At 75.7% G+C, this 25042-nt stretch carries 20 protein-coding genes and 1 riboswitch; of the genes, 13 read left to right on the top strand and 7 right to left on the bottom strand.

Annotation, left to right across the window (positions count from 1 at the left end; genetic code table 11):
- The first annotated feature begins 193 nt into the window (after window positions 1-193).
- Window positions 194-682 carry a DUF456 domain-containing protein gene (locus EV189_RS16740; RefSeq protein WP_130494103.1) on the top strand — a complete coding sequence of 163 codons (489 nt, stop codon included), beginning with the start codon at window positions 194-196 and terminating at the stop codon, window positions 680-682.
- Window positions 683-781: 99 nt separating this feature from the next.
- Here the strand turns inward: EV189_RS16740 and EV189_RS16735 are convergent, their stop codons facing one another.
- Window positions 782-1756, bottom strand: coding sequence for a sigma-70 family RNA polymerase sigma factor (locus tag EV189_RS16735; protein WP_130494102.1), 975 nt, complete (start codon window positions 1754-1756; stop codon window positions 782-784).
- A gap of 202 nt (window positions 1757-1958) precedes the next feature.
- Between EV189_RS16735 and EV189_RS16730 the strand changes: the two genes are divergently transcribed.
- Together EV189_RS16730 and EV189_RS20335 are read left to right on the top strand one after the other, a co-directional pair.
- Complete coding sequence (locus EV189_RS16730) at window positions 1959-2345, top strand: DUF2267 domain-containing protein (protein WP_130494101.1); 387 nt, start codon at window positions 1959-1961, stop codon at window positions 2343-2345.
- Between the two features lie 70 nt (window positions 2346-2415).
- Window positions 2416-3717, top strand: coding sequence for a CehA/McbA family metallohydrolase domain-containing protein (locus EV189_RS20335; RefSeq protein ID WP_165400356.1), 1302 nt, complete (start codon window positions 2416-2418; stop codon window positions 3715-3717).
- 31 nt (window positions 3718-3748) lie between these two features.
- Here the strand turns inward: EV189_RS20335 and EV189_RS21030 are convergent, their stop codons facing one another.
- The gene (locus EV189_RS21030) at window positions 3749-4414 is read right to left on the bottom strand and encodes a transglycosylase family protein (RefSeq protein ID WP_269204200.1); all 666 of its coding nucleotides are present in this window, start codon (window positions 4412-4414) and stop codon (window positions 3749-3751) included.
- 16 nt (window positions 4415-4430) lie between these two features.
- Window positions 4431-4577, bottom strand: a riboswitch (cyclic di-AMP (ydaO/yuaA leader).
- Between the two features lie 226 nt (window positions 4578-4803).
- Here EV189_RS21030 and EV189_RS16720 point away from each other — a divergent pair.
- From EV189_RS16720 to EV189_RS16705, 4 genes are all read left to right on the top strand, one after another.
- Window positions 4804-5040 carry a DUF3072 domain-containing protein gene (locus EV189_RS16720; RefSeq protein ID WP_130494100.1) on the top strand — a complete coding sequence of 79 codons (237 nt, stop codon included), beginning with the start codon at window positions 4804-4806 and terminating at the stop codon, window positions 5038-5040.
- A gap of 166 nt (window positions 5041-5206) precedes the next feature.
- A complete protein-coding gene (locus tag EV189_RS16715) occupies window positions 5207-5611 on the top strand; it encodes a universal stress protein (protein ID WP_130494099.1) in 405 nt (134 codons plus the stop codon).
- A gap of 165 nt (window positions 5612-5776) precedes the next feature.
- Window positions 5777-7474: a SpoIIE family protein phosphatase gene (locus EV189_RS16710; RefSeq protein ID WP_130494098.1), complete on the top strand. Its 1698-nt coding sequence runs from the start codon at window positions 5777-5779 to the stop codon at window positions 7472-7474.
- A 215-nt stretch (window positions 7475-7689) separates the two neighbouring features.
- On the top strand, window positions 7690-9276 hold the full coding sequence (locus tag EV189_RS16705; RefSeq protein ID WP_231116499.1) for an RNA polymerase sigma factor: 1587 nt from the start codon (window positions 7690-7692) through the stop codon (window positions 9274-9276).
- Between the two features lie 138 nt (window positions 9277-9414).
- On the opposite strand, the gene EV189_RS16700 is transcribed toward EV189_RS16705, so the two are convergent.
- A complete protein-coding gene (locus tag EV189_RS16700) occupies window positions 9415-9642 on the bottom strand; it encodes a DUF7455 domain-containing protein (RefSeq protein ID WP_130494097.1) in 228 nt (75 codons plus the stop codon).
- Between the two features lie 176 nt (window positions 9643-9818).
- Here EV189_RS16700 and EV189_RS16695 point away from each other — a divergent pair, with 176 nt between their 5' ends.
- Complete coding sequence (locus tag EV189_RS16695; RefSeq protein WP_130494096.1) at window positions 9819-11909, top strand: DNA gyrase/topoisomerase IV subunit B; 2091 nt, start codon at window positions 9819-9821, stop codon at window positions 11907-11909.
- 6 nt (window positions 11910-11915) lie between these two features.
- Here EV189_RS16695 and EV189_RS16690 read toward each other — a convergent pair whose 3' ends face one another.
- Window positions 11916-12383 (bottom strand): hypothetical protein, encoded by a 468-nt coding sequence (locus EV189_RS16690; protein WP_130494095.1) that lies wholly within the window; start codon window positions 12381-12383, stop codon window positions 11916-11918.
- 140 nt (window positions 12384-12523) lie between these two features.
- Here EV189_RS16690 and EV189_RS16685 point away from each other — a divergent pair, with 140 nt between their 5' ends.
- Window positions 12524-15265 (top strand): heparinase II/III domain-containing protein, encoded by a 2742-nt coding sequence (locus EV189_RS16685; RefSeq protein WP_130494094.1) that lies wholly within the window; start codon window positions 12524-12526, stop codon window positions 15263-15265.
- Here EV189_RS16685 and EV189_RS16680 read toward each other — a convergent pair.
- On the bottom strand, window positions 15262-16881 hold the full coding sequence (locus EV189_RS16680; protein ID WP_130494093.1) for an ABC-F family ATP-binding cassette domain-containing protein: 1620 nt from the start codon (window positions 16879-16881) through the stop codon (window positions 15262-15264). The two genes, EV189_RS16685 and EV189_RS16680, sit on opposite strands and share 4 nt — an antisense overlap.
- A complete protein-coding gene (locus EV189_RS16675) occupies window positions 16881-19328 on the bottom strand; it encodes a DNA gyrase/topoisomerase IV subunit A (protein WP_130494092.1) in 2448 nt (815 codons plus the stop codon). Before EV189_RS16675 ends, EV189_RS16680 begins: the two co-directional genes overlap by 1 nt.
- An 89-nt stretch (window positions 19329-19417) precedes the next feature.
- Between EV189_RS16675 and EV189_RS16670 the strand changes: the two genes are divergently transcribed.
- The gene (locus EV189_RS16670) at window positions 19418-22096 is read left to right on the top strand and encodes a bifunctional acetate--CoA ligase family protein/GNAT family N-acetyltransferase (RefSeq protein ID WP_130494091.1); all 2679 of its coding nucleotides are present in this window, start codon (window positions 19418-19420) and stop codon (window positions 22094-22096) included.
- A 26-nt stretch (window positions 22097-22122) separates the two neighbouring features.
- Here EV189_RS16670 and EV189_RS21025 read toward each other — a convergent pair whose 3' ends face one another.
- On the bottom strand, window positions 22123-22497 hold the full coding sequence (locus EV189_RS21025) for an Lsr2 family DNA-binding protein (protein WP_130494090.1): 375 nt from the start codon (window positions 22495-22497) through the stop codon (window positions 22123-22125).
- Between the two features lie 111 nt (window positions 22498-22608).
- Here EV189_RS21025 and EV189_RS16660 point away from each other — a divergent pair, with 111 nt between their 5' ends.
- The 3 genes from EV189_RS16660 to EV189_RS16650 are packed head-to-tail and all read left to right on the top strand — an operon-like array spanning window position 22609 to window position 24990.
- Window positions 22609-23193 carry a DUF5998 family protein gene (locus EV189_RS16660; RefSeq protein WP_130494089.1) on the top strand — a complete coding sequence of 195 codons (585 nt, stop codon included), beginning with the start codon at window positions 22609-22611 and terminating at the stop codon, window positions 23191-23193.
- Window positions 23190-24317: an alkaline phosphatase family protein gene (locus EV189_RS16655; protein WP_130494088.1), complete on the top strand. Its 1128-nt coding sequence runs from the start codon at window positions 23190-23192 to the stop codon at window positions 24315-24317. Before EV189_RS16660 ends, EV189_RS16655 begins: the two co-directional genes overlap by 4 nt.
- A gap of 19 nt (window positions 24318-24336) precedes the next feature.
- Window positions 24337-24990: a thymidine kinase gene (locus tag EV189_RS16650; RefSeq protein ID WP_130494087.1), complete on the top strand. Its 654-nt coding sequence runs from the start codon at window positions 24337-24339 to the stop codon at window positions 24988-24990.
- Window positions 24991-25042: the final 52 nt, after the last annotated feature.

The following is a 25042-nucleotide window of genomic DNA, read 5'->3' as shown; positions in this document are numbered from 1 at the left end:
GCGCCGATGGTACTGCCACCGAAGGGTGGTGGGAGAGTAGGACACCGCCGGACATCTGTTGTGGGGGGCCGGTCCTCCCCGTCACACCCCCTTTTTGTGTGGGGTGGTGGCGGGTCGAGGACCGGCCCTTCGCCTTTTTCCGAGCCGCACACCTGCTCCGGCTCGCGCACCCGGGCAGCCCAGGGGAGGGTCCATGGGCACCAACGGCCTCGTCCTCACCGGAGTCCTGCTCGTCATCGGCGTCGCCGGCGTGCTCATCCCGGTCGTCCCCGGCAGCCTGCTCGTCGCGGTGACGGCCGCCGTGTGGGCCTGGCAGGAGCACCGCGCCGGCGCATGGGTGGCCTTCGTCCTCATGCTCGTGCTGCTCGCGGCCGGCACGGTCGGGAAGTACGCCGTCCCTGGCCGGGCGGTCGCCGGAACGGGCGCGCCGCGCAGCACCGTGGTCGTCGGCGCGGTCTGCGCGGTGGCGGGGTTCTTCCTCGTGCCGTTCGTCGGGGTCCCGCTGGGCTTCGTCGTCGGCGTCTTCGTCGCCGAGCTGGCCCGGCTGCGGGCGGCCCGTGCCGCGTGGCGCACGACGTGGAGCACGCTGACCGGGATCGGGCTGGGCATGCTCGTCGAGCTCGGGGCCGCTTCGCTCGCCCTCACCGTGTGGGTGGCGGCCGTGCTGGTCCTGCACGCCTGAAGCCGTCTCGCGGCGGAGGACTGCCCTGCCTGAGGAGCCATCGGACGACGAAGGGCCCGCCCGGAGATCCGGACGGGCCCTCGCTGCTGGTCGAGCGCTTCAGCTGGCCCAGTCGAGCAGGCTCTGCGTCGTGGCGGGGGAGCGGAGCTTGCCCAGCGCCTCCTTCTCCAGCTGGCGGATGCGCTCGCGCGTCAGCCCCACGGCCCGGCCGATCTCGTCGAGCGTGTGCGGGCGACCGTCGTGCAGCCCGTAGCGCATGCGCAGGATCGTCGCCTCCCGCTCGGGGAGCTGGTCCAGCGCGGACTGCAGGTCGCGCAGCAGCGCCCGCTGCTCGTACGCGTCGGCAGCGCTCACCGCGTCGGTGTCGACGACGAGGTCGCCCACGCTGGTGTCGGCCTCCTCGCCCACCGGGGTGTCGAGGCTGATGGCGTCACGGCTGATCCTGCGCAGCGACGTGACGTCGGCCAGCTCCCAGCCCAGCGCCTCGGCGACCTCCTGGTCGTCGGGGTCGCGCTCGAGCGTCGCCGAGAGGTCGCGCAGCGCGCGGCTCAGCTTGCCGATCTGCTCGTGCACGTGCACCGGGAGGCGCACCGTACGCGCCTGCTCGGCCAGCCCGCGGCCGATCGCCTGGCGGATCCACCACGTCGCGTAGGTCGAGAACTTGTAGCCCTTGCGGTAGTCGAACTTCTCGACCGCGCGCACCAGCCCGAGGTTGCCCTCCTGCACCACGTCGAGGAAGGGCAGGCCGCGGTGGCTGTGCTTCTTCGCCACGGACACGACGAGGCGCAGGTTGGCCCGCAGCATCTGGTCCTTCGCGCGGTCGCCGTCGCGGACCAGGCGGCGCAGCTCCGCCGCGTCGTGCTCGCCGGTCTCGCCGGTGGCGAGCAGGTGCTGGGCGTAGAGGCCGGCCTCGATGCGCTGGGAGAGCTCGACCTCGTCGGCGGCGGTGAGCAGCGGAGTGCGCCCGATGTCGTCGAGGTAGAGTCGGACGAGGTCGGCGGTCGGTGCCGCGAGGTCGAGATCCACCGCAGGGGTCGCCTCGAGGGCCTGCTGGAGCGCGGGTGTCGTTGTCATCTCGCCCTGTCCAACGCACGGACCCCCCCAAACGCTTCCACAGGCACGTCTCCAGATCTGTGGATGATGACGTCGCGTCAACTGCCGTTCACCCGAAGGTGTGCATCTGGTGTCATGGGGTACATGCGGGGCTACGATCCGTGGTGAAGCAGCTGTCGAGCGCCGAGGCTCGACGTCGCGGAAGGCCGGCCGGGGGGACGCCATGCACTACGACCAGCTCACGCGCCTCGTGCAGCTGCGGGGGCGCTTCGCGTCCCCCGAGGACGCCGACCGCGCGACGCGGACCACGCTGTGCGTCCTCGCCGAGCGCGTCCCCGACACCGTCGCGACCGCGCTGGTCGAGCGGCTGCCCCCGGACCTCGCCGCCCACCTGCACCGCGACCCCGAGCCCTCCGCCGAGCCCCTCGTCGCGGACGACTTCGTCGCGCAGCTGGCCGAGCGGGCGAGCCTCGACGCGCTGCGGGCGGCGCGGGTCGCGCGTACGGTCTTCCGCGTCGTCGACCTCGAGAGCGGCGGCAGTCTCGCCGGCCGGGCCAAGGGCGTCCTGCCCGAGGACGTCCGCGACCTCGTCGCCCGCGCCGGGCGCTGACCCGTCGTCCTGGGTGCACTGCCCGAGGGCCGCTCGCAGCGGCGCGAGCGCCAGGCCCTAGGTTGCCGGGGTGAGCGTGCTCCCGCCCCCTGCTGCCCTGGTCGTCGCGAGCGGACGGCCCACGCTGGCCGTCGCGCAGGGCCAGGGCAGCGACCTCCCCGGCGCGACGGGAGCGGCCCGGCGCTCGCAGCTGCCGGGGCGCGAGGGGCTCGCGGTCGTCCACGCCGACCTGCACAACCACACCCTGCTCTCCGACGGAGCGGGGCGGCCGGAGGACGCGTACGCCTCCATGCAGCGCGCGGGTCTGGATGTCGCGGCGCTCACCGACCACGTCTCGCTCCCGCGCACGTCCCCCCTGCCCGCGGGACTGCCGCCGGACGCGGTCTCCCGCTACCGGACCGCACCGCCGAGCATGGACGCCGCCGGCTGGTCGCGCACCGCGGCGCTGGCCGACGCCGCCGACGAGCCGGGCTCGTTCACCGCGGTCCGCGGCTTCGAGTGGACCGAGCCGTGGCTCGGCCACGTCAACGTGTGGTTCTCGGAGCAGATGACGGGGGTCGCGCTCCCCGGCGGGACCCGCGTCCTGCACGACTGGCTGCACGCGCAGGTCGAGGCGACCGCTCGCAGGGCTGCCCCATCCGGTGGCCCGGGCCCGCTCTTCGGCTTCAACCACCCGGGCCGCGAGCCCGGCAGGTTGGACGGCTTCGCGCTCGACCCGCGGCTCGTCCCCCGCATGGTGACGCTCGAGCTGTTCAACCGCGGGGAGGACTACCTGTTCGAGGGCGTGGCCGACGGGCTGCCCTCGCCGCTGCTCGCCGTGCACGACGCGGGGTGGCAGCCGGGGCTCGTCGGGGTGACTGACGAGCACGGCACCGGCTGGGGGACGGTCGAGGGCCGCGGGCGTGCCGGGCTCTGGGTGCGCGAGCACAGCCGCAGCGGGGTGGCGGAGGCGCTGCTGGCGCGGCGGACGTACGCAACGCGGCTCTCCGGCCTCCGGCTGGACGCCACCCTCGACGGCGTCGGGATGGGCGGGACCCTGCCGCCGGACGGGACCGGGGGCAGGCTCCGGCTCGACGTCGACCGCGGACCGGCCTGGCACGGCCGCCCGCTGGAGGTGCAGGTGCTGGTGCCGGGTGCCGGTGAGCTGCTCCCCGAGGTGCGGGCCGTGCTCCCGCTGACCTGCGGGACGCCGCTCGACGCCGAGCTCGACCTGCGGGCGCCCGCCGCCCCCGGCCGGCCGGGCTGGGTCGTCGTCCGCGTGGTCGACCCGGCCCAGGACGACGACCGGGAGGCCCGGGCGCACGCGGCCGGCTGGACGCCGCGCGGTCGCGCCGTCGCGTACGCCAGTCCCTGGCGGACCGCCCCCGCGTAGGGGGAGAGGACCCGGCCGGGCGCGAGCCCGCTCAGCTGTAGAGCAGGTGCCCGCAGGTGGGCCAGGGGCTGGCGCCGCGGCGCTTGAAGAGCAGCTGCGCGCGGTAGGTCTGCTCCTCGGCGCTCGCGTCCGTCGGCAGGCCGGAGCCGCCCACGCCGCGCCACGTGCCGAGGTCGAACTGGTAGAGCCCGTAGTAGCCCGCCGCGTTGACGGCCCTCGGGTTGCCGCCCGCCTCGCAGCGCGCGAGCGCGGCCCAGTTGAGGCCCTCGGCACCGGTGGAGGGGCGCACCTCGTCGCGCGACACGTGCTTGACCTTGGGCAGCGTGCGCCAGGTCCACTTGTCGGCCACGCCGGTGGCGCGCAGGCCGTGGCTGCGCTGGAAGGCCCGCACGGCGGCCTGGGTGCGGACGCCGAAGCGGCCGTCGACGGCGATGCCGAGCCGCGACTGGAGGTAGCGCACCGCGGACCCGTGCGAGTGCAGCGACAGCAGCGGGGTGTGGTGCACGGTCGCGCTGGCGGCCCGGGAGGAGACGCTGCGGGTCGCCGCGCTGGCGGTGCCGCCCGCGGCGAGCGTCGCTCCCGCGATGCCCAGGCCGGCGGCCACGGCGACGGCCGGGGGAGCGAGGCGGGAGGCGGGGGACGCGACGGGGGCGCGGTGGCGGCCGGTGTAGGCGCGCAGGGGACGCGAAGGACGCACGTGTGCTCTCCGGCGCGCCTGCGAGGTCAGCTGTCGGGTTCGGGAGGAGAACTGCTCCCGGCCGCTGGTCGCGGCTTCACCCCAAGGACCCCTCTGCCGCCGCTCGCGCGACGACCTCGGGACCCGGGAAGTGGGTCCCCCGCTCCTGCCCGTGGGACGTGGCCTCGTGCCCGGGCAGGACTCGGCGCGGCGCGAGGGCCCCGCCGACAGGTGGGGCAGGCCAACCGTAACGGACGGGTCACGGCGCGTCCAGCAGCTCCACCCGAGCGGGTGTCGAACAGGTGTACGCACGCCGGGCCGCGGGTAGTCAGCTGGAGCGGGCGGACCGCCGCCCGGCGTCCGCCCGCACGGGCACCACGACGAGCACGACGCACCCACCAGGAGGGGCAGTGGCAGCAGGAGCAGCAGGGACCAGCGGGCCGACCGGGGACGCCGCGGCGCGCTCGGCGGAGAAGGACCCGGAGGACTGGGTGACCGGGGGCGAGCCCGCGACGGGGGCCCAGGAGAGCTACCTCGGGACGCTCGCGCGGGAGGCGGGCGAGGAGGCCCCCGAGGGGCTGACGAAGGCGGAGGCGAGCGAGCAGATCGACCGGCTCCAGCAGGAGACCGGGCGCGGCGCCTCCTGACGAGGGCCGGCGCCCCCCGGACGTGGCCCCGCGGCTCGCCGTGCCCGGACCGCCCCTCCGCGAGGAGCGGTCCGGGCGCGGCCGGGAGCCGACCGGTAGCGTCTCCCGCTACCGGTCCGCGAGGGCCGGGCGCGCTGCGGGCGGCCCGCAGGGAGGAGAGCGTGCGGTGACGATCGTGGTCGGCTACGTGCCGAAGCCCGAGGGCCGTGCGGCGCTGCGCCGCGCTGCCGAGGACGCCCGCGCCCAGCGCGAGCGCCTCGTCGTGGTGAGCTCGGTCCCCGACGCGCCCTCGGACGCGCCCGGGGGCGGCTACGAGGAGGAGCTCGCGCGCGTGGGCGAGGCGCTCAGCGCCGCCGGCATCGAGCACGAGGTGCGCACGCTCGTGCGCGGCCACGACGCCTCCGAGGAGCTCATCGCCATCGCCGAGGAGGTCGGCGCCGACGTCATCGTCATCGGGCTGCGCCGCCGCACCCCGGTCGGCAAGCTCATCCTCGGCAGCAACGCGCAGCGCATCCTGCTCGACGCCCCGTGCCCCGTCCTCGCCGTGAAGGCGGGCGAGGAGGACCGCTGAGCGTCCGCCGTACGGGGGCATCCGGTCGCATCGCGCGTCCGGACGGCCGCGAAGCGCTAGCGTGACGGCACGACGCGGGACCGGCGTCGTCGGTGCGGGCTGCGTGCCCGCAGCGGGAGGAGTGCCGGCTGTGCAGGGGTGCACGCAGCGGAGCGGGGGTGGGCGGTGGCCAGCGAGGGCCAGGTGACGGGGACGTCGGCGGCGGCCGCGGCTGCCGCTGCGCTCGACCTCACCGACTCGGCGCTGCTCGACACGCTCGTGCGCGAGGCGCCGCTGGGCTTCGCGCTCTACGACGCTGACCTGCGCTACCGCCGGATCAACCGGGTGCTGGCCTCGGCCAACGGCCACCCCATCGAGGCGCACCTCGGCCGGCGCCCCAGCGAGCTGCTCGGCGACCTCGGCCTCGCGGTCGAGGCCGTGCTGCGCCGGGTCGTCCTCGACGGCGCGAGCGTGCACGACGACGACTTCGTCCTCATCACAGGGGACGGCTCGCGCACCCGCTGGCAGTCGCAGTGGTTCCCCGTCCGCTCGGAGGGCCGGGTCGTCGGGGTCGCGGTGTTCGTCTCCGACGTCACCGCGCGGCGGCGCATGGAGGACGCGCTGCGCGCGGCGTACCGCCGGGGGGAGCGGCTGCTCACGGTCACCACGCGCCTGGCGAAGGCGCTCACGCTCGCCGACGTCGGGACGGTGCTCGCCGAGGAGATGCGCGAGGGGTTCGGCGCGGTCGGCGCGAGCCTCGCCGTCGCCGAGGCCGAGCAGGTCGCGTACGTCTCGGGCTCCGGCCTCCCCGTCCTCGGCGGCGGCCCGCTGCCGCTGCGCGTGCCCTCCGACGCGCGCACGCCCACGGCGGTCGCGACCCGCACCGGCCGCGCGGTCTACGTCTCCTCGGTGGAGGGGCTCGCCGCGGTGGGCCTCGACCCCGCGGAGGTCGGGCCGAGCGTCACGGCGGCGGGGGAGCACTCCTGGGCCTGGCTGCCGCTCACGACGGTCACCGGCAACCTCGGCGTGCTCCGGGTCGCCTTCGGTGAGAGCCGCACGCTGCCGCCCGAGGAGCGCGTGTCCCTCGAGGCGCTCGGCGGGCACGTGGCGCTCGCCGTGGAGCGCGCGCTGCTCTACGACCGCGAGCACTCGACGGCCCAGGCCCTCCAGCGCAGCCTGCTCCCCGCGCGGCTCCCCGTCGTGCCCGGCGTCGAGCTCGCCGCCCGCTACCTCCCCGCGGCCCTGGGGCCGGTCGGGCGCAACGACACGACGAGCGTGGGCGGCGACTGGTACGACGCGTTCGTGCTCCCCGACGGGCGGCTCGCGGTCGTCCTCGGCGACGTCATGGGCAAGGGGGTGCGCGCCGCGGCCGGGATGGGCCGGGTGCGCTCGGCCCTGCGCGCGCTCGCCTTCACCGACCCCTCGCCCCGCGTCGTGCTCCAGGGGCTCGACCGGGTCTTCTCCGCCACGGAGGAGGTGGACCAGATCGTCACGCTGGTCTACGCCGTGGTCGACCCCGTGGCGGGCACGATCACCGCGACCTCGGCGGGCCACCCCCCGGTGCTCGCCGTGCGCGCCGACGGCCGCGCCGAGCTGCTCTCCGTCATCGAGGACAGCACGCCGCTCGGGATGCCGGAGGGCCGCGCCGAGCGGGTGCTCCCGCTCGGCCGCGGTGACGCGGTGGTCGTCTTCAGCGACGGGCTCGTCGAGACCCGGGAGGGCGGCATCGGCGCCGGCCTCGACGCGCTGGTGGTGGGCGCCGGCGGTGCCGCGGTGCGCGCCACCGACCCCTCGCTCGACGCCCTGCTCGACGTCGTCGTCGCCGCCGGCGTGCCGGTGCCGGCGCGCCGCGACGACGTCACCGTGCTCGGCGTGCGGCTCTGAGCCCGGGCACCCCCGCGACGGCCGCTCCCCGGAGCAGGGTCCCGCGAGCGCGTACGCTGGCGGTCGCCGGTCGCCCTGACCGGCGGTCCCCGCTGCGGTGCGCCCGGCCTCGTCTCGGCCTGTCCCGGCCGCGCCGCGCGTGCCACAATGGGACGTTGCCGCCGCTGCGACCCGCCCGGCAGCACGTGCCGCTTCCCCCCGTCGAGAGGTCGTAGGTGTCGGTCCCGCCCCGCCCGCTCCCGCCCGAGTTCGCCGTCCCCGAGGTCCAGCAGCTGCTGCTGCAGGGCCGCACCACGGGCACGGTCTCCGCGGCTGCCGTCCGCGACGCGTGCGAGGGCCGCATCGAGGTCTCGCGGGTGAAGGCGGTGCTCCGGGCCCTGGCCGAGGAAGGTGTCGTCGTGGCCCTCGACCCCGCTCCCGCTCCGGTCAAGCGGCGCGCCGTGGCTGCCGCGGCCGCCCGCCGCGCCACCGCGACCTCCGCCCTCCCCGACGCCGAGCCGAAGCGCCCGCGCAAGGCGGCGCCGCTGCAGGCCGCGCCGGTGGACGGCGACGGCGCGGGCCCGAAGGCGCCCGCCAAGCGCGCCGCGAAGAAGGCCGTCGTCGCCGAGGTCGCCGAGGGCGACGAGGCCGTCGAGCTCGAGGACATCGCCGACCTCGAGGACGTCGCCGTCGACCTCGAGGCCGAGGTCGTCGTCGAGGACGAGGCCGTGGTCGCCGTCGTCGAGGACGACGCGGCCGAGGACGAGCCGGCCGACGCCGCCACCCCCGCGGCCGTCGCCGCCCCCGCCGCTCCGGAGGCTGCCGCGGCCCCCGCGGCCGAGCCGGAGAGCGAGGCGTTCGTCCTCTCGGTCACCGACGACGACGAGCCCGCCCAGCAGGTCGCGACCGCCGGCGCCACCGCCGACCCGGTCAAGGACTACCTCAAGCAGATCGGCAAGGTCGCCCTCCTCAACGCCGAGCAGGAGGTCGAGCTCGCCAAGCGCATCGAGGCGGGGCTGTTCGCCGAGGAGCGGCTCGGCTCCGGCGACAAGCTGCCGGTCAAGCTGCGCCGCGAGCTCGAGTGGATCGCCAACGACGGCCGCCGCGCCAAGAACCACCTGCTCGAGGCCAACCTGCGCCTCGTCGTCTCGCTCGCCAAGCGCTACACCGGCCGCGGCATGCTCTTCCTGGACCTCATCCAGGAGGGCAACCTCGGGCTCATCCGCGCGGTCGAGAAGTTCGACTACACCAAGGGCTACAAGTTCTCGACCTACGCGACGTGGTGGATCCGCCAGGCCATCACCCGCGCCATGGCCGACCAGGCGCGCACCATCCGCATCCCGGTGCACATGGTCGAGGTCATCAACAAGCTGGCCCGCGTGCAGCGCCAGATGCTCCAGGACCTCGGCCGGGAGCCCACGCCGGAGGAGCTCGCCAAGGAGCTCGACATGACGCCCGAGAAGGTCGTCGAGGTCCAGAAGTACGGCCGTGAGCCCATCTCGCTGCACACCCCGCTCGGCGAGGACGGCGACAGCGAGTTCGGCGACCTCATCGAGGACTCCGAGGCGGTCGTCCCCGCCGAGGCCGTGTCGTTCACGCTGCTCCAGGAGCAGCTGCACTCCGTGCTCGACACCCTCTCGGAGCGGGAGGCCGGCGTCGTGTCCATGCGCTTCGGGCTCACCGACGGCCAGCCGAAGACGCTGGACGAGATCGGCAAGGTCTACGGCGTGACGCGCGAGCGCATCCGGCAGATCGAGAGCAAGACGATGTCGAAGCTGCGCCACCCGTCGCGCTCGCAGGTCCTGCGCGACTACCTCGACTAGCCCGGTCCCGCGACCAGCCCGGTCCCGCGACCAGCAGGGTCCCACGACGAGGGCCCCGCACCTGCTCGGCAGGTGCGGGGCCCTTCGTCGTCGTGCTGCTGGCCCTCGGCCGGGGAGGGGAGCCCTCCCGCGCCGCTCCTAGCGCTCCTCGAGGGGGGCGCTCGCAGGCGTGGAGCCGAGCTTGCCCGACTCGTCCTGGATGTCACTGGCCACCTGGCGCAGCCGGTCCGCGTGCTCCCGCCCGTGGTGGGCGCAGAAGAGCAGCTCGCCGCCGCTCTCCAGGGTCACCCGGACGTACGCCTGGGCGCCGCAGCGGTCGCACCGGTCGGCCGCGGTGAGGGCCTCGTGGGCAAGGGTGGTGGTCACGGTCCCTCGTCTCCTTCGTCGTGCCCCACCGCCGCGCTGGCGGTACGGGCGTCGATCACGGGTCCCGGCGCTGCGACCCGTGCTCTCGTCCTACCACGCTACGTTCGGATCCCACCTCCCGCCGGACGTGTTCGCCATCCGCAGATCGGCGCGTCGCGCGGGTTAGCCTTGCCCGCGTGACCGCAGCACCGGCCGACCAGCCCGCCGACCGCACGAGCGGCTACACCGCCCGCCACCTCTCCGTGCTCGAGGGCCTCGAGGCCGTCCGCAAGCGCCCGGGCATGTACATCGGGTCCACCGACGGGCGCGGGCTCATGCACTGCGTCTGGGAGATCATCGACAACGCCGTCGACGAGGCGCTCGCCGGCTTCTGCACCCGCATCGACGTCGTGGTCCGCGCGGACGGCTCGGTGGAGGTCCGCGACGACGGCCGCGGCATCCCGGTCGACGTCGAGCCGCGTACGGGCCTGACGGGCGTCGAGCTCGTCATGACCAAGCTGCACGCCGGCGGCAAGTTCGGCGGCGGGTCCTACGCGGCCTCGGGAGGCCTGCACGGCGTCGGCGCCTCGGTGGTCAACGCGCTGTCCAGCCGGCTCGACGTCGAGGTCGACCGCGGCGGCAAGGTCCACCTCATGAGCTTCCGCCGGGGCGACCCGGGGGTCTACGACGGCGAGGGGCCCACGGCGGCCTTCACGCCGCGCGGGGGGCTCACCGTCGCCGGCAGGGCGAAGCGCGGCCTCACCGGCACCCGGGTGCGCTGGTGGCCCGACCGCCAGGTCTTCATCAAGGAGGCCGAGCTCGACTGGGAGCAGCTGCGGGCCCGCGCCCGGCAGACGGCGTTCCTCGTGCCCGGCCTGCACCTCGTGCTGCACGACGAGCGCGAGCAGCCGGCGGCGGTCGAGGAGCTGCACTACAGCGGGGGGATCGCGGAGTTCTGCGAGTTCCTCGCCCCCGACGCCGCGGTCAGCGACGTCCTCCGCCTGCAGGGCACCGGCCACTTCAAGGAGACCGTGCCGGTCCTCGACGAGCAGGGCCACCTGACCCCGACCGAGGTCGAGCGCGCGATGGCCGTCGACGTCGCGCTGCGTTGGGGGACCGGCTACGACACGGTCGTCCGGTCGTTCGTCAACATCGTCGCCACCCCCAAGGGCGGCACCCACGCCAGCGGCTTCGAGCGGGCGCTCACCCGCACCCTCAACAAGCGGCTGCGCGACGCCCGCGTCCTGCGCGTCGCCGAGCCCGACGTCACCAAGGACGACGTGCTCGAGGGCCTCACGGCCGTCGTCACGGTGTCGTTCCCCGAGCCGCAGTTCGAGGGGCAGACCAAGGAGGTCCTCGGCACCCCGGCGGCGTCGCGGATCGTCGCGCACGTCGTCGAGAAGCACCTGCTCGAGGTGCTCAGCAGCACCAAGCGCGGTGACAAGGCCCAGGCGCAGGCGATCCTCGAGAAGGTCGCGGCCGCGGCGCGCACCCGCATCGCGGCCCGGCAGCACAAGGAGAACCAGCGCCGCAAGAACGCGCTGGAGACCTCCTCGCTGCCGGCGAAGCTCGCCGACTGCCGCAGCGAGGACAACGACCGCACCGAGCTGTTCATCGTCGAGGGCGACTCGGCGCTGGGCACCGCCAAGCTCGCCCGCGACTCGGAGTTCCAGGCGCTGCTGCCGATCCGCGGCAAGATCCTCAACGTCCAGAAGGCGTCCGTCAGCGACATGCTGAAGAACGCCGAGTGCGCCGCGATCATCCAGGTCATCGGCGCAGGATCGGGGCGCAGCTTCGACCTCGACGCGGCGCGCTACGGCAAGATCATCCTCATGGCCGACGCGGACGTCGACGGCGCGCACATCCGCTGCCTGCTGCTGACCCTGCTGTACCGCACGATGCGCCCGCTGGTCGAGGCGGGGCGGGTGTTCGCCGCGATGCCGCCGCTGCACCGCATCGAGGTCTCCAACCCCAAGAAGGGCCAGGAGAAGTACCGCTACACCTACACCGACGCCGAGCTCCGCCGGACCCTCGCGGACCTCGAGAAGCGCGGCGTGCGGTGGAAGGAGCCGGTGCAGCGCTACAAGGGGCTCGGGGAGATGGACGCCCACCAGCTCGCCGAGACGACGATGAACCCCGCCCAGCGCACCCTGCGCCGCGTGTCCATCGGCGACCTGGAGGCCGCCGAGCAGGTCTTCGAGCTGCTCATGGGCAACGAGGTCGCGCCGCGTCGCGACTTCATCGTCGACGGCGCGGCCGGGCTCGACCGCGAGCGCATCGACGTCTGAGCCGCGTCAGCGCAGCAGCGCGCGCAGCACCGCGGCGGTGGCCACGCCGTACGCCGCGTGGGGGACCGCGTCGGAGACCCAGCTCGTCGCGTCCCAGGTGCGCGGGTCGGTGACGCCCAGCGCGGTCATGCTGCCGTCGGTCGCGAGCATCGCCCCGGCGCCGATGGCGACCCCGCTGACGAGCGCCGCGCCGGCCCCGCGGCGGGCCGCGCCGCCGAGCAGCAGGCCGCCGAGCGCCCCCACCCCGACGCCGGTGACGATCCCGCTCAGCGGGCCGAGCCCCGCGAGCCGCGCCTGGCGGGTGTCCTCGTCACCCGGCACCTGCACCCCGGCGCGGGAGGCGAGGGCCTCCACCGTGTCCTCGGGGGTGCTGCTCGCCGGGCGCGCGCGTACCGCCATGTCGAGGTACGTCACGGCGTTGAGCACCGTCGTGCCCGCCGCACCCGCCGCCGCCCCAGCCACGATCCTGCCCACTGCTCCCACACGTCCTCCTGGTCTCGCGCCTGCGCCCGCGGTCGGCCGGCGGGTGTCGCATCCGACCCGGAAGGTCCCGGATCGGTATCGATCGGCGTGGCGGGGTCGTACCCCGTCGCGGGGGCGCGGATACTCGTGCGGTGTCGCGCACCACCCGCAGGTCCGCCGTCCTCGCCGCCGTCGCCCTCGCGGTGGGGGTGCTCGCCCCGGCCCCGGGCCGCGCCGACACGCCAGCGCCGTCGCCCGGAGCGAGCCCCTCGACGCCAGCGGCGCCGGGGACCCCCGCGGCCCCGGGCACCCCCGTCACCCCGCCGGCCCCGGTCATCGACACCGCGGCCGCCGCCGCCCAGTGCGACCTCTCCTTCGGCCGCGCGTCACGCCGCGACGCCGCCCAGGCCGCGGACCTCATGCGCGGGCACGTCGTCATCGGCCACTACGGCTGGTTCCGGCTCACCAAGGACCCCTCGTGGCGGCCGGTGAGCACCCTCGACAGCTCGGGCGACGAGCACATGCACAGCCTGTTCTGGCTGCTGCCGCTGCTGCGCGAGGGCGTCCGCACCGGCAACGCCGCCATGGTGAGCCGGTTCTATGCCGTGCTCCAGGACTGGGTGCACGACAACCCCCCGGGCGGACGCACGCAGGCGCTCGCCTGGTCCGGCTCCATCCAGCAGGGCTACCGCGCGCTCGTGCTGACCTGCGCCGCGGCGGGCCCGCAGGGCTCGGCCCCGTGGCTGGTGGCGGCGCTCAAGACGCACGTGACCTACCTGTCGAGCTCCCGGCACTACCAGGGCTCCAACAACGTCTCGCTCCACCAGTCGATGGGGCTCTACGCGCTCGGCGCCGCGCTGCGCTGGCCCAGGACGAAGTCCCTCGCCGCGGGGCGCATGGCCGCGCTCGCCGCGCGGCTGGTCAAGGCCGACGGCTCGGACGGCGAGGCCGCCCCGGAGTACGCCCTCGAGGACTACGGCTGGTTCCTCGACGCGGCCGAGCGGCTGCGCCGCGGCGGCGCCGGGACCCCCTCGTGGGTCGGGCGGCTCGCCGCCGTCCCCGCCTTCATCGCGGCCGCGACCCGGCCCGACGGGCGGATCGAGTCCCTCGGCGACTCCAGCCCGGACCTCGTGTCGCCGACGCTGCTGCGCGGCACGCCCGCGGAGTTCGCGGCGACGCTGGGTGCCACGGGCCCGCAGCCGGCGTCGGTCTTCGGGGCGTACGCCGGTGGCTACGTCTTCGGTCGCTCGGGCTGGGGCTCGGGGAGCCGCCCGCTGACCGACGAGACGTTCTACTCGCTGCGCGCCGGGCGTCGCAGCGGCATCCCGCACGCCCACGACGACGCCACGTCGCTCACGCTCTACTCGCACGGGACGCCGCTCGTGCTCGACCCGGGCCAGTACCGCTACCAGTACGGCCCCATGCGCTCCTTCGTCATCTCCCACGCCGCGCACAACGTCGTGGTGGTCTCCGGAGCCGCGCGCACGAGCCAGGGGACGCCGCCGCTCCAGGCCGCCAGCACCGACGGGGTCGATGTCGCCACCACCACGGACCGCGGGTACGCCGGGGTGACGATCACCCGGACCGTCGCGTACGACCGCCAGGAGGACGCGCTGGTCGTCTGGGACCGGCTGCACAGCTCGCGGACGGTCACGGCGGGCCAGCAGTTCACGCTGGCGCCGGGCCACAGCGTCTCGCTCGGTGCGGACGCCGCCTCGACGACGGGCAGCGGCGGGAACCTCGACGTGCTGTTCGCGGGCGGCGGCGCACCGCTGAGCAGCGTCTCCGGGAGCCGCTCGCCGTACCGCGGCTGGGTGTCGCCGGCCTACGGCTCGATCACCGCAGCGCCCTCGCTGCGCGCGACGGCGAGCGGCACCGACCTGTCCTGGGTCACGGTCCTCGCCCCGCGCGCGGCCAGCACGGGCGCCGGTGCCGCCAGCGCGTCCGCCTCCGTGGGACAGGGTGGGCTCTCGGTCCTGGTGCGCACCCCGGCCGGGACCTCCACCCTCACGCTCGACGGCGGCACCGGCGCGAGCCGCACCGGCGCGGTGACCCCCGCGCTCGCGAGCGACGACAGCCTGGTGCTGGCGGGGACGGCAGCCCGCTTCCGCTTCACCGGTCTGGTCCCCGGCGCCGCTGTCCGGCTGGAGTCCGAGCCGCTCGACGGGACCGCCGGCTGGGCGCCCGTGGCCGAGGGGACCGCCAGCGCCGCGGGGACGTGGACGACCGACGTCCCCGTGACGACCTCCTCGGACTTCCGCGCGGTGAGCGGGGCGGCGACCTCGGCCAGCGTCACGGTCGACGCGGCCGTCGCGCCGTCCGCGCCCTCCGTGACCGTCACCCCCGGGCCCGACGGGACCGCGGTCGTGTCCTGGACCCCGCCGACGAGCGACGGCGGAGCGCCGCTGACCGGCTACACCGTGGCCGTCGCCGGCCGCACGGTCACCGTGGCGCCGGACCGGACGACCCTGCCGCTCAGCGGACTGGCGCCCGGGACCCTGTCCGCCGTCGTCACCGCCACCAACGCGGTCGCCCGCTCCGACGCCGGGCGGGCGTCGGCGGAGGTCGCGGCGTACCCCTCGCTGGCGCTGCCGGTGAAGGGCCGGGTCCGCGCCGGGACCACGCTCGCCCTCGCGCTCCGCGGGCTGGTGCCCGGGACGGTCGCGGTCGTGACCGCCGTGCCGGCGGGCGCCCCCGCCGGGACCGCGGGCACGCCGACGCGCGTCGCGGTCCGCGCCGACGGCACGGGCAGCCTGCGCTACCGGTTCACGACCTCGGTGGTCCTCACGGTGACGACGACACCGGCCGCCGGGCCTCCGGTGACCTCCGCCCCCGTCAGCGTGACGGTGGTGCCGGTGCCCACGCCGGCTGCACCGCCGGCGAAGAAGGGCTAGCGGGCGCGCTGCACCCGGGTCTCGTCCCACACGGGCTCGGGCGCCTCGTAGACCCGGCCGTCCGAGCCGAAGACGAGGTAGCGGTCGAAGCCGCGGGCGAACCACCGGTCGTGGGTGACCGCGACGACCGTGCCCTCGAACCCCTCGAGCCCCTCCTCGAGGGCCTCGGCGGACTCGAGGTCGAGGTTGTCGGTGGGCTCGTCGAGCAGCAGCAGCGTGCAGCCGGAGAGCTCGAGCAGCAGCACCTGGAAGCGGGCCTGCTGGCCGCCCGAGAGCGCGTCGAACGCCTGCTCGGCCTGCTGCTGCAGTCCGTAGCGGCGCAGCACGCTCATCGAGGCGCGCAGGTCGAGCCCGGCGCGGTCGCCCTCGCCGCGGTGCAGCACGTCGACGAGCGTGCGGCCGACGAGCTCCGGGTGCGCGTGGGTCTGGGCGAACAGCCCGGGCACCACGCGGGCGCCGAGCCGGAGCGAGCCGGTGTGCGCGACGGGCTGCCCGCCGAGCAGGCGCAGGAAGTGCGACTTGCCGGAGCCGTTGGAACCGAGCACCGCGACCCGCTCGCCGAAGAACACCTCCGCGTCGAAGGGCTGCATGAGGCCGGTGAGCTCGAGCCCCTCGGCCATGACCGCGCGGGTCCCCGTGCGGCCGCCGCGCAGCCGCATCGTGACCTTCTGGTCCACCACCTGCTCGGGCGGCCGGCCCGCCGCCTCGAACTTCTCCAGCCGCGTCTGCATCGCGGAGTAGCGGCTCGCCATGTCCGGGCTGATCCGCGCCTGCTCGCGCAGCCGGAAGACGAGCTGGCGGAGCCGCTCGTGCTCCTCGTCCCAGCGCTTGTGCAGCTCCTCGAGCCGCTCGCGGCGCGCCTGCCGGGCCTCGGCGTACGTCGTGAAGCCGCCGCCGTGCACCCACGCGCCGTGGGCCTCGATCGTCACGACGCGGGTCGCGCTCGCGTGCAGCAGCTCGCGGTCGTGGCTGACGAACAGCACGGTCTTCGGGGAGTCGCGCAGCGCCTGCTCGAGCCAGCGCTTGCCGGGCACGTCGAGGTAGTTGTCCGGCTCGTCGAGCAGGAGCACCTCCTCGGGCCCGCGCAGCAGCGCCTCGAGCACGAGCCGCTTCTGCTCGCCGCCGGACAGAGTGGCCACGAGGCGGTGGCCGCAGGAGGTGAACGGCATGCCCAGCGCGGCCGTCGTGCAGACGTCCCAGAGGACCTCGGCGTCGTAGCCGCCGGCGTCGCCCCAGTCGGCGAGAGCCTGGGCGTAGCGCAGCTGGGTCGGCTCGTCGTCGCGCTCCATCATCGCGAGCTCGGTGGCGTCGAGCCGCTCGCCGGCCTCGCGCAGCGCCGGCGGGGAGACCGAGAGCAGCAGGCCGCGCACGTCGGTGTCGTCGCGGACCGAGCCGATGAACTGGCGCATGACGCCCAGCCCGCCCTGGCAGACCGCGCTGCCGGCGATCGGCGCGAGGTCGCCCGCGATGATCCGCAGCAGGGTGGTCTTGCCCGTGCCGTTGGCGCCGACGAGCGCGGTCTTCGCGCCGTCGGCGACGCGGAAGCTCACGTCGTCGAAGAGCGGGCGGCCGTCGGGGAGGGCGTACGCGACGTGCGAGACGTCGAGGTAGCCCATCAGCGGGCGCCGAGCGGCAGGCCGCCGACCGCGGCGACGTCGCTGGGCAGGCCGGAGCCGTCGCGCCGCGGGTCGGGTGCGGGCAGCTCGAGCGGGACGCCGGCCGAGGAGGCGGCCCGGGCGGGGGCGGGGCCGACCCAGGCGAGCACCAGGGCGTCCTCGCCGCGCAGGAACCGGTGCGCGCGCACGCCGCCCGTCGCGCGGCCCTTGGCGGGGTACTCGGCGTACGGCGTCACCTTGACCGAGCCCCCCGTGCCGGGCAGCGCGCCGCTCGACGACGCGAGCGTCACCACGACGGCGTCGACCTCGGGATCGACCGCGCCGAAGAACACGACGGACTGCCGGGGCGCCAGGCGCACACCCGCGATGCCGCCGCCCGCGCGGCCCTGCGGGCGTACGCCGTCCGCGCCGAAGCGGAGCAGCTGGGCGTCGCTCGTGACGAAGACGAGGTCCTCCCGGCCCGTCGCGAGCTCGACCGCGCCGACGACCCGGTCACCGTCGTCGAGGCGCAGCAGCGGGAAGGCGTCCTGGGTCGCCGGGTAGTCCGGCACGACCCGCTTCACCACGCCGGCCGCGGTGCCGAGCGCCAGTCCGGGCGAGTCGGGCGACAGCGAGCAGAGGCCGAGCACCCGCTCGTGCGGCTCGAGCGCGAGCAGCTCGCTGACCGGCGCGCCGCCCGCGAGCGAGGGGAGCCCTGCGGTCGGGGGCAGCGCGGGCAGGTCGAGGACGGGGAGGCGCAGCAGCCGGCCGAGCGAGGTGACGGCACCGACCTCGCCGCGCGCCGTGCTGGGGGCGGCCGCGACGAGCGCGTCGTGGCGCACCCGGTCGCCCTCGGTGGCCAGCGGCTCGCGCGAGGTCGTCCGCGCCAGCAGCCCCGCGCTCGAGAGCAGCACGAAGCACGGGTCGTCGGCGACCTCGAGGGGGGTCGAGGAGCGCACCGAGGTGCCGGAGGCCTCGAGCAGGACCGTACGGCGGGGCGTGCCGTGGGTCTTCGCGACCTCGGCGAGCTCGTCGGACACCAGGGTCCGCAGCCGGCCCTCGTCGTCGAGGATCGCGGTCAGCTCGGCGATCTCGGCCTGCAGCTGGTCGCGCTCGGACTCCAGCTCGAGCAGCGAGAAGCGGGTGAGCCGGCGCAGCGGCATCTCGAGGATGTAGTTCGCCTGCACCTCGGAGAGGTCGAAGACCTGCATGAGCCGGGTGCGCGCCATCGCCGTGTCGTCGGAGCTGCGGACGATGGCGATGACCTCGTCGATGTCGACGATCGCGACGAGCAGGCCGAGCACGAGGTGCAGGCGCTCCTCGCGCTTGCGCCGGCGGAACTCGGAGCGGCGCCGGACGACCTGCAGCCGGTGCTCGACGTAGACGCGGAGCAGCTCGCGCAGCCCGAGGGTGCGCGGCTGGCCCTCGACGAGCGCGACGTTGTTGACGCCGAAGGACTCCTCCATGGGCGTCAGGCGGTAGAGCTGCTCCAGCACCGCCTCGGGGACGAAGCCGTTCTTCACCTCGATGACGAGCCTGGTGCCGTTCCTGGCGTCGGTGAGGTCCTCGACGTCGCTGATGCCCTGGAGCTTCTTGGCGCGGACGAGCTCGCCGATCTTCTCCTTCACGCGCTCGGGCCCGACGCCCCACGGCAGCTCGGTGACGACGATGCCCTTGCGCCGCGCGGTGATGCTCTCGACCCGCGCGGTGGCCCGGGTGCGGAAGGTCCCGCGCCCCGTCTCGTACGCCTCGCGCACCCCCTCGAGCCCGACGATCTTGCCGCCGGTCGGGAGGTCGGGGCCGGGCACGAAGCGCATGAGGTCGTCGAGGGTCGCGTCCGGGTGGGCCAGCAGGTGGCGCGCAGCCGCGATGACCTCACCGAGGTTGTGCGGCGCCATGTTGGTCGCCATGCCGACCGCGATGCCGGACGCGCCGTTGACGAGCAGGTTCGGGAAGGCCGCGGGGAGGACCTCGGGCTCGCGCTCCTGGCCGTCGTAGTTGGGCCGGAAGTCGACCGTGTCCTCGTCGATGCCCTCGAGCAGCAGCATCGCCGGCTGGTCGGGGCGGCACTCGGTGTAGCGCATCGCCGCCGGACCCGCGTCGAGCGAGCCGAAGTTGCCGTGCCCGTCGACGAGCGGGAGCCGCATGCTGAACGGCTGCGCCATGCGGACGAGGGCGTCGTAGATCGCGCCGTCGCCGTGCGGGTGCAGCCGGCCCATGACGTCGCCGACGACGCGCGCGCTCTTCACGTGGCCGCGGTCGGGGCGCAGCCCCATCTCGCCCATCTGGTAGACGATCCGGCGGTGCACGGGCTTGAGCCCGTCGCGGGCGTCGGGCAGCGCGCGGGAGTAGATGACGCTGTAGGCGTACTCCAGGAACGAGCCCTGCATCTCCTGGGCGACGTCGACGTCGAGGATGCGCTCGGGCACGTCGGGCGGGGGCGTGGGGGTGCGGCTGCCACGGGCCATGCCGAGTACGTGCTCCTTCGTGCGTCTCCTGGTGGCCGCGCGCGGGCCCGGCACATCCTCTCACCGCGCCGCGCCGGTAGCGTGAAGGCGTGGTGGACGAGGACGGCTCGGCGGCGGCGTACCCCGCCTCGTGGGAGGCCGACGTCGTGCTCGGCGACGGCGGTACCGCGCACCTGCGGCCGATCCGGCCCAGCGACGCGGACGCTCTCGCGCGCTTCCACGACGCCCAGTCCGAGGAGTCGGTCTACGCGCGGTTCTTCGCGCCGTACCCCCACCTCTCGCAGCGCGACCTCCACCGCTTCACCCACGTCGACCACCGCGACCGCGTGGCGCTCGTGGCGGTCATCGGCGAGGACATCGTCGGCGTCGTGCGCTACGACAAGATCAACGCCTCGCAGGCCGAGGTCGCCTTCAACATCGCCGACTCCCACCAGGGGCGCGGGCTCGGCAGCGTGCTGCTCGAGCACATCGCCGCCGCTGCCCGCGACCGGGGCATCACCCGGTTCTTCGCCGAGACGCTGCCCACCAACACGCGCATGATCAAGGTCTTCGAGGACGCGGGCTACCGCGTGGCGCGCGACTACGACGACGGCGTCGTCGCGGTCGACTTCGACCTCACGCCGACGGAGAACTCCCTCGCCGTCATGCGCTCGCGCGAGCACCGGGCCGAGGCGCAGTCGATCCTGCGGCTGCTCTTCCCGCGCCACGTCGCGGTCGTCGGCGCGAGCCGGGCCTACCGCACCGTCGGGCGCACGGTGCTCGCCAACCTCGAGGCGGCGGGGTTCTCCGGCGAGCTCAGCGTGGTCAACCCCGGAGCCCTCGAGGTGGCCGGGCGCCCGGCGTACCCCACCGTCCTCGACGTCCCCGGCGAGGTCGACCTCGCCATCGTCGCGGTGCCGGCCGAGGCGGTCGGCGCGGTCGTCCTCGACTGCGCGCAGAAGGGCGTGCGCGGGCTCGTCGTGCTGTCGGTCGGCTTCGGCGAGGACGGCGCGGAGGAGGGCCGCCGCCGCCAGCGCGACCTCGTGCGGCTCGCCCGCTCGCACGGCATGCGGGTGGTCGGCCCGAGCTCGTTCGGCGTGGTCAACACCGACCCCGCGGTGCGGCTCAACGCCTCGCTCGCCCCCGTCGCCCCGGCCACCGGGCGCATCGGGATGTTCAGCCAGGCCGGCGCGCTCGGGCTCGCCATCCTGGACGCGGCCGCCGCGCGCGGCCTCGGGCTCTCGACCTTCGTCTCGGCCGGCAACCGCGCCGACGTCAGCGTCAACGACCTGCTGCAGTACTGGCAGGACGACGTCTCGACGAGCTCGGTCCTGCTCTACCTCGAGTCCATCGGCAACCCGCGCAAGTTCACCCGGCTCGCCCGCCGCCTCGCCGCGCTGAAGCCGGTGGTGGCGCTGCGCTCCGGCCGGGCCTCCCAGGGCGTCCCCGTCGGCCACTCCGTACGCGAGAGCCGGGTCCCGCGCGAGGCCGTCGACGCGCTCTTCCGCCAGGCCGGCGTGATCCGCGTCGAGTCGATCTCCCAGCTGTTCGACGTCGGGCAGCTCGTCGCGACGCAGCCGCTGCCGGAGGGCGACCGCGTCGCGGTCGTCGGCAACAGCGACGCCCTCGGCCTGCTCACCGCCGATGCGCTCGAGTCGTGGCGGATGCAGCTCGCCGGCGCGCCGTGCTCGGTCCGCCCCGAGGCGACCGCCGAGGAGTTCGCCGCCGCCGTCGAGCAGGTCTACGCCCGCGACGACGTCGACAGCGTCGTCGCGGTGTTCATGCCGCCGCTCGTCACGCCCGGCCAGGACGTCGCCGCGGTCGTCGCCTCCGCCGCCCAGCGCTACGGCAAGACCACGGTCTCGACCTTCCTCGGCATCCGCGGCGTCCCCGAGCAGCTGCGCGGCGAGCCCGACGGCGCGCTGCCGCCGCGGGGGTCGGTCCCGTCGTACCCGACGCCCGAGGAGGCGGTCCGCGCCCTGGTCGCCGCCTCGCGCTACGCCGCCTGGCGGCGCAAGCCGCGCGGGACGGTGGCGGAGCTGGACGTCGACGCGGCGGGCGCACGCGAGCTCGTCGAGGCGCGGCTCGCCGCTGCGGACGGTGACGGGCGCGTGCGCCTGGCCCACGACGACGCCGCCCGGCTGCTCGCGTGCTACGGCGTGCGGGTGGAGCCGACGGTCTTCGTCTCGACGGTGGGCGAGGCGGTGGCCGCCGCGCGCCGCCTCGGCTACCCGGTCGTGCTCAAGACCGCTGTCCCGGCGCTGCGCTCGCGCCCCGACCTCTCCGACGTGCGCCTCGACCTCGCGGACTCCTCCGCGCTCGTCCGGGCGTGGAGCGAGCTGCGCACCTCCCTGGGGGAGGGCGCCGTGCGCGACGCGATCCTCCAGCGCATGGCCCCCGTCGGGGTCCCCGTCGTGGTGCAGGCGCTCGAGGACCCGCTGTTCGGGCCGACGGTGAGCTTCGGCGTGGGCGGCGTCGCGAGCGAGCTGCTGGGCGACCGGACCTACCGGTTCCCGCCGCTGACGAGCACCGACGTCGCCGACATGGTGCGCGGGGTGAAGGCCCTGCCGCTGCTGACCGGCCACCGGGGCAGCACGCCGGTGGACCTCGCCGCGGTCGAGGACCTCGTCGCGCGGGTCGCCGCGCTCAAGGACGACCTGCCCGAGGTCGGGGAGCTCGTGCTCGACCCGGTGCTCGCGAGCGGGGGCGGGACGTCCGTGCTGCGCGCCGTCGTCTGGCTGGAGCGGCCCGACGCCCGCGAGGACGTCGGACCGCGCCGCCTGGCCTGAGCGCGGGCCGCTGAGGAGGCGGGCTGCTAGCCCTGCGCAGCCTGGTACGCCGCGATGACCTCGCCGGAGATCCGCCCGCGGTCACTCACCTGGTAGCCGTTCTCGCGCGCCCAGCTGCGCACCGCGCTGCTGTCGATGCCGCGCGCCGGCGCTGCGGCCTCGCGGGCGGCCCGTCGCCCGCGACCGGTGCCGCTGCCCGTGCCGCTCGCCGCTCGGCGGCGGCCGCGGGGGGCCGGCTGCTCCGGCGCCTCCTCGGCGGGCGCGGGCTCCTCGGCCGGCTCGGCGGCACCGGCGTCGGCCGCTCCGGCGCTGTCGACGACCTCGAGGGTGACGTCGAACAGCGCGGCGACCACGCGGAGCACGTCGTTGATGTCGTCGTTCGGATCGATCGTCAGCTGCATGTCCCGCTCCTGTTTCCCTGAAGTCCGCCGGCCCATGATCCTCCATCCGCGGCCTGCGCCGCGCACCGGCTCGCCGGACGGCCCGTACGCAGCGGTGGGAGGATCGGGGCCATGGCAGAGACGACCGCCCTCACGCACATGCGCCAGCTGGTGCAGCACGCCGGCTACTACCCCGAGCTCGTGCTCGACACGGTGGAGACCGCGCTGGCCGGCGAGCAGATCGAGGCGGCGCTCGTGCAGCAGGAGACGACGTTCGACGGCGACGAGGTGCGCCGCCACGTCACCGTGCTCGCGCTCACCCCGACCCGGCTGCTCGTGAGCCACACCGACGACTCGACCGACGCGCAGCGCCCGCCCGTCGCCACCAGCTCGACCGAGGCGGTGCCGCTCTCCGGCATCGCCAGCGTGGTCGTCACCCGCGTCGTCGACGCCCCGGACCGCTACCGCCCCGGCGCGCTGCCCGAGGAGGTCACGGTCACGCTGGGCTGGGGCGCGGTCGGCCGCGTCGACCTCGAGCCGGCCGGCTGCTCCGACCCCGACTGCGAGGCCGACCACGGCTACACCGGGACCGTGACCGCCGACGACCTGTCGCTGCGCATCAGCGCCACGGCCGACGGCGAGGACGCGGTGCGGCAGGCCCTCGTCTTCGCCCGCGCGCTCTCCGCCGCCACGGTGCGCGTCGCCTCCCGCGCGTGACCCTGCCGCCTGGTCTGGGCGCTCTCGCCGACGTCCTGCCGGGGGTGCTCGCCGCGCTCGGCGTGCCGGGCGCGGAGGAGCCCGTCCTCCCGCTGCCGGCAGCGCGCCGCGCGTGCGTCCTGCTCGTCGACGGCCTCGGCGACCTGCTCCTGCGGGCGGCGGTCGAGCCCGACCCGGCCCGCTACCCGGCACTGGCGGCGCTGGTGGCGCGCGGGGGTGCGCTCGAGGCGGGCTTCCCCTCGACCACCGCCACGAGCATCGCCTCGCTCGGCACCGGGCTGCTGCCCGGGGCGCACGGCCTGCTCGGGCTGCGGGTGCGTCCGCCCGGCGGCGGCCCGCTGCTCTCGCTGCTGCGCTGGCGCGACGAGGCCGACCCGCTGGCCTGGCAGCCGCACTCCACCGCCTTCGAGCGAGCGCGCGCCGCCGGCGTCACGCCGTACGCCGTGGTGCCGGGCGCCTTCGCGGGCAGCGGGCTGACCCGCGCCGCGCTCCGGGGGGCCGAGCTCGTCCCGGCCGCGACGGCGGGGGAGCGGGCGGCGGCCGCCCTCGCGGCCCTCGAGGCGGGGGACCGCACCCTCGTCTACGCCTATGACGGCGACCTCGACGCCACCGGGCACCGCGCCGGGTGCGGGTCGGAGGCGTGGGCCCTCCAGCTCGCCCACGTCGACCTGCTCGTGCGGCAGCTGGTCGAGGGCCTGCCGCCGGGCGCGCTGCTCCTCGTCACCGCCGACCACGGGATGCTCGACCTCGACCGGGAGGCGTCCGTCGACCTCGACGGCGACGGGGCCGTCCTGCGCGAGGGGGTCGCGGAGCTCGGGGGCGAGGCGCGGGCGCGCTACGCGTACGCCGTGCCGGGCGCCGCCGCCGACGTCCTCGCCACCTGGCGGGAGGTGCTCGGCGAGCGCGCCGACGTGCGCAGCCGCGAGGAGGCGGTCGAGGAGGGCTGGTTCGGTCCGGTCCGCCCCGAGCTGCTGCCCGTCGTCGGGGACGTCGTCGCCGCCGCCCGCGGGCGCGCGGGCCTGCTCGCGAGCGCCGCCGAGCCGTACGAGTCGGCGCTGGTCGGCGTCCACGGCTCGCGCTCCGCCGAGGAGCGGCGCGTCCCCCTGCTCGTGACCACGGCCTAGCGGCGAGGAGCCCCGCACGATGCCCGAGCTCGTCTTCTTCACCGGCACCATGGACTGCGGCAAGTCGACGCTCGCCCTGCAGATGGCGCACAACCACCAGGCGCGCGGCCGCGTCGGCCGGGCGTTCACCGCGCACGACCGCGCGGGGGAGGGGCGCATCTCCAGCCGGCTCGGCCTCGCCGTCCCCGCGACCGAGGTGACCCCCGAGCTCGACTTCCGGCTGCTGCTCGTCCGCGAGCTCAGCGCCGGCGCGCGGGTCGACTTCCTCATCTGCGACGAGGCGATGTTCTACTCCCCGGAGCAGGTCGAGCAGCTCGCCCGGGTGGTCGACGACCTCGGCCTGGACGTCTTCGCGTTCGGGCTCACCACCGACTTCCGGACCCGGCTGTTCCCCGGCTCCCAGCGCCTGCTGGAGCTCGCCGACCGGGTCGAGGTGCTCCAGGTCGAGGCGCTGTGCTGGTGCGGCCGGCGGGGCACCCACAACGCGCGCACGGTCGGCGGCGAGATGGTCCTCGAGGGCGAGCAGGTGGTCGTGGGCGACACCCGGGCCGACGCGGGCCGGGTGGGCTACGAGGTGCTCTGCCGGCGCCACCACCTGCGCGGGCTCACCGCCCACCGCGGCGGGCGCGGGCTGCCCGCGGAGCCGCTGCCCTTCGACGCGCAGGAGGCGTAGGTGACCCGTCCGGACGGGCAAGGGCTCCGAAGCACAGGCGGACCCCGACCGG

Source organism: Motilibacter rhizosphaerae (genome assembly GCF_004216915.1).
In the GTDB taxonomy this organism is placed as follows: Bacteria; Actinomycetota; Actinomycetes; order Motilibacterales; family Motilibacteraceae; genus Motilibacter; species Motilibacter rhizosphaerae.
This window is presented reverse-complemented; position numbering and strand designations above follow the sequence as displayed.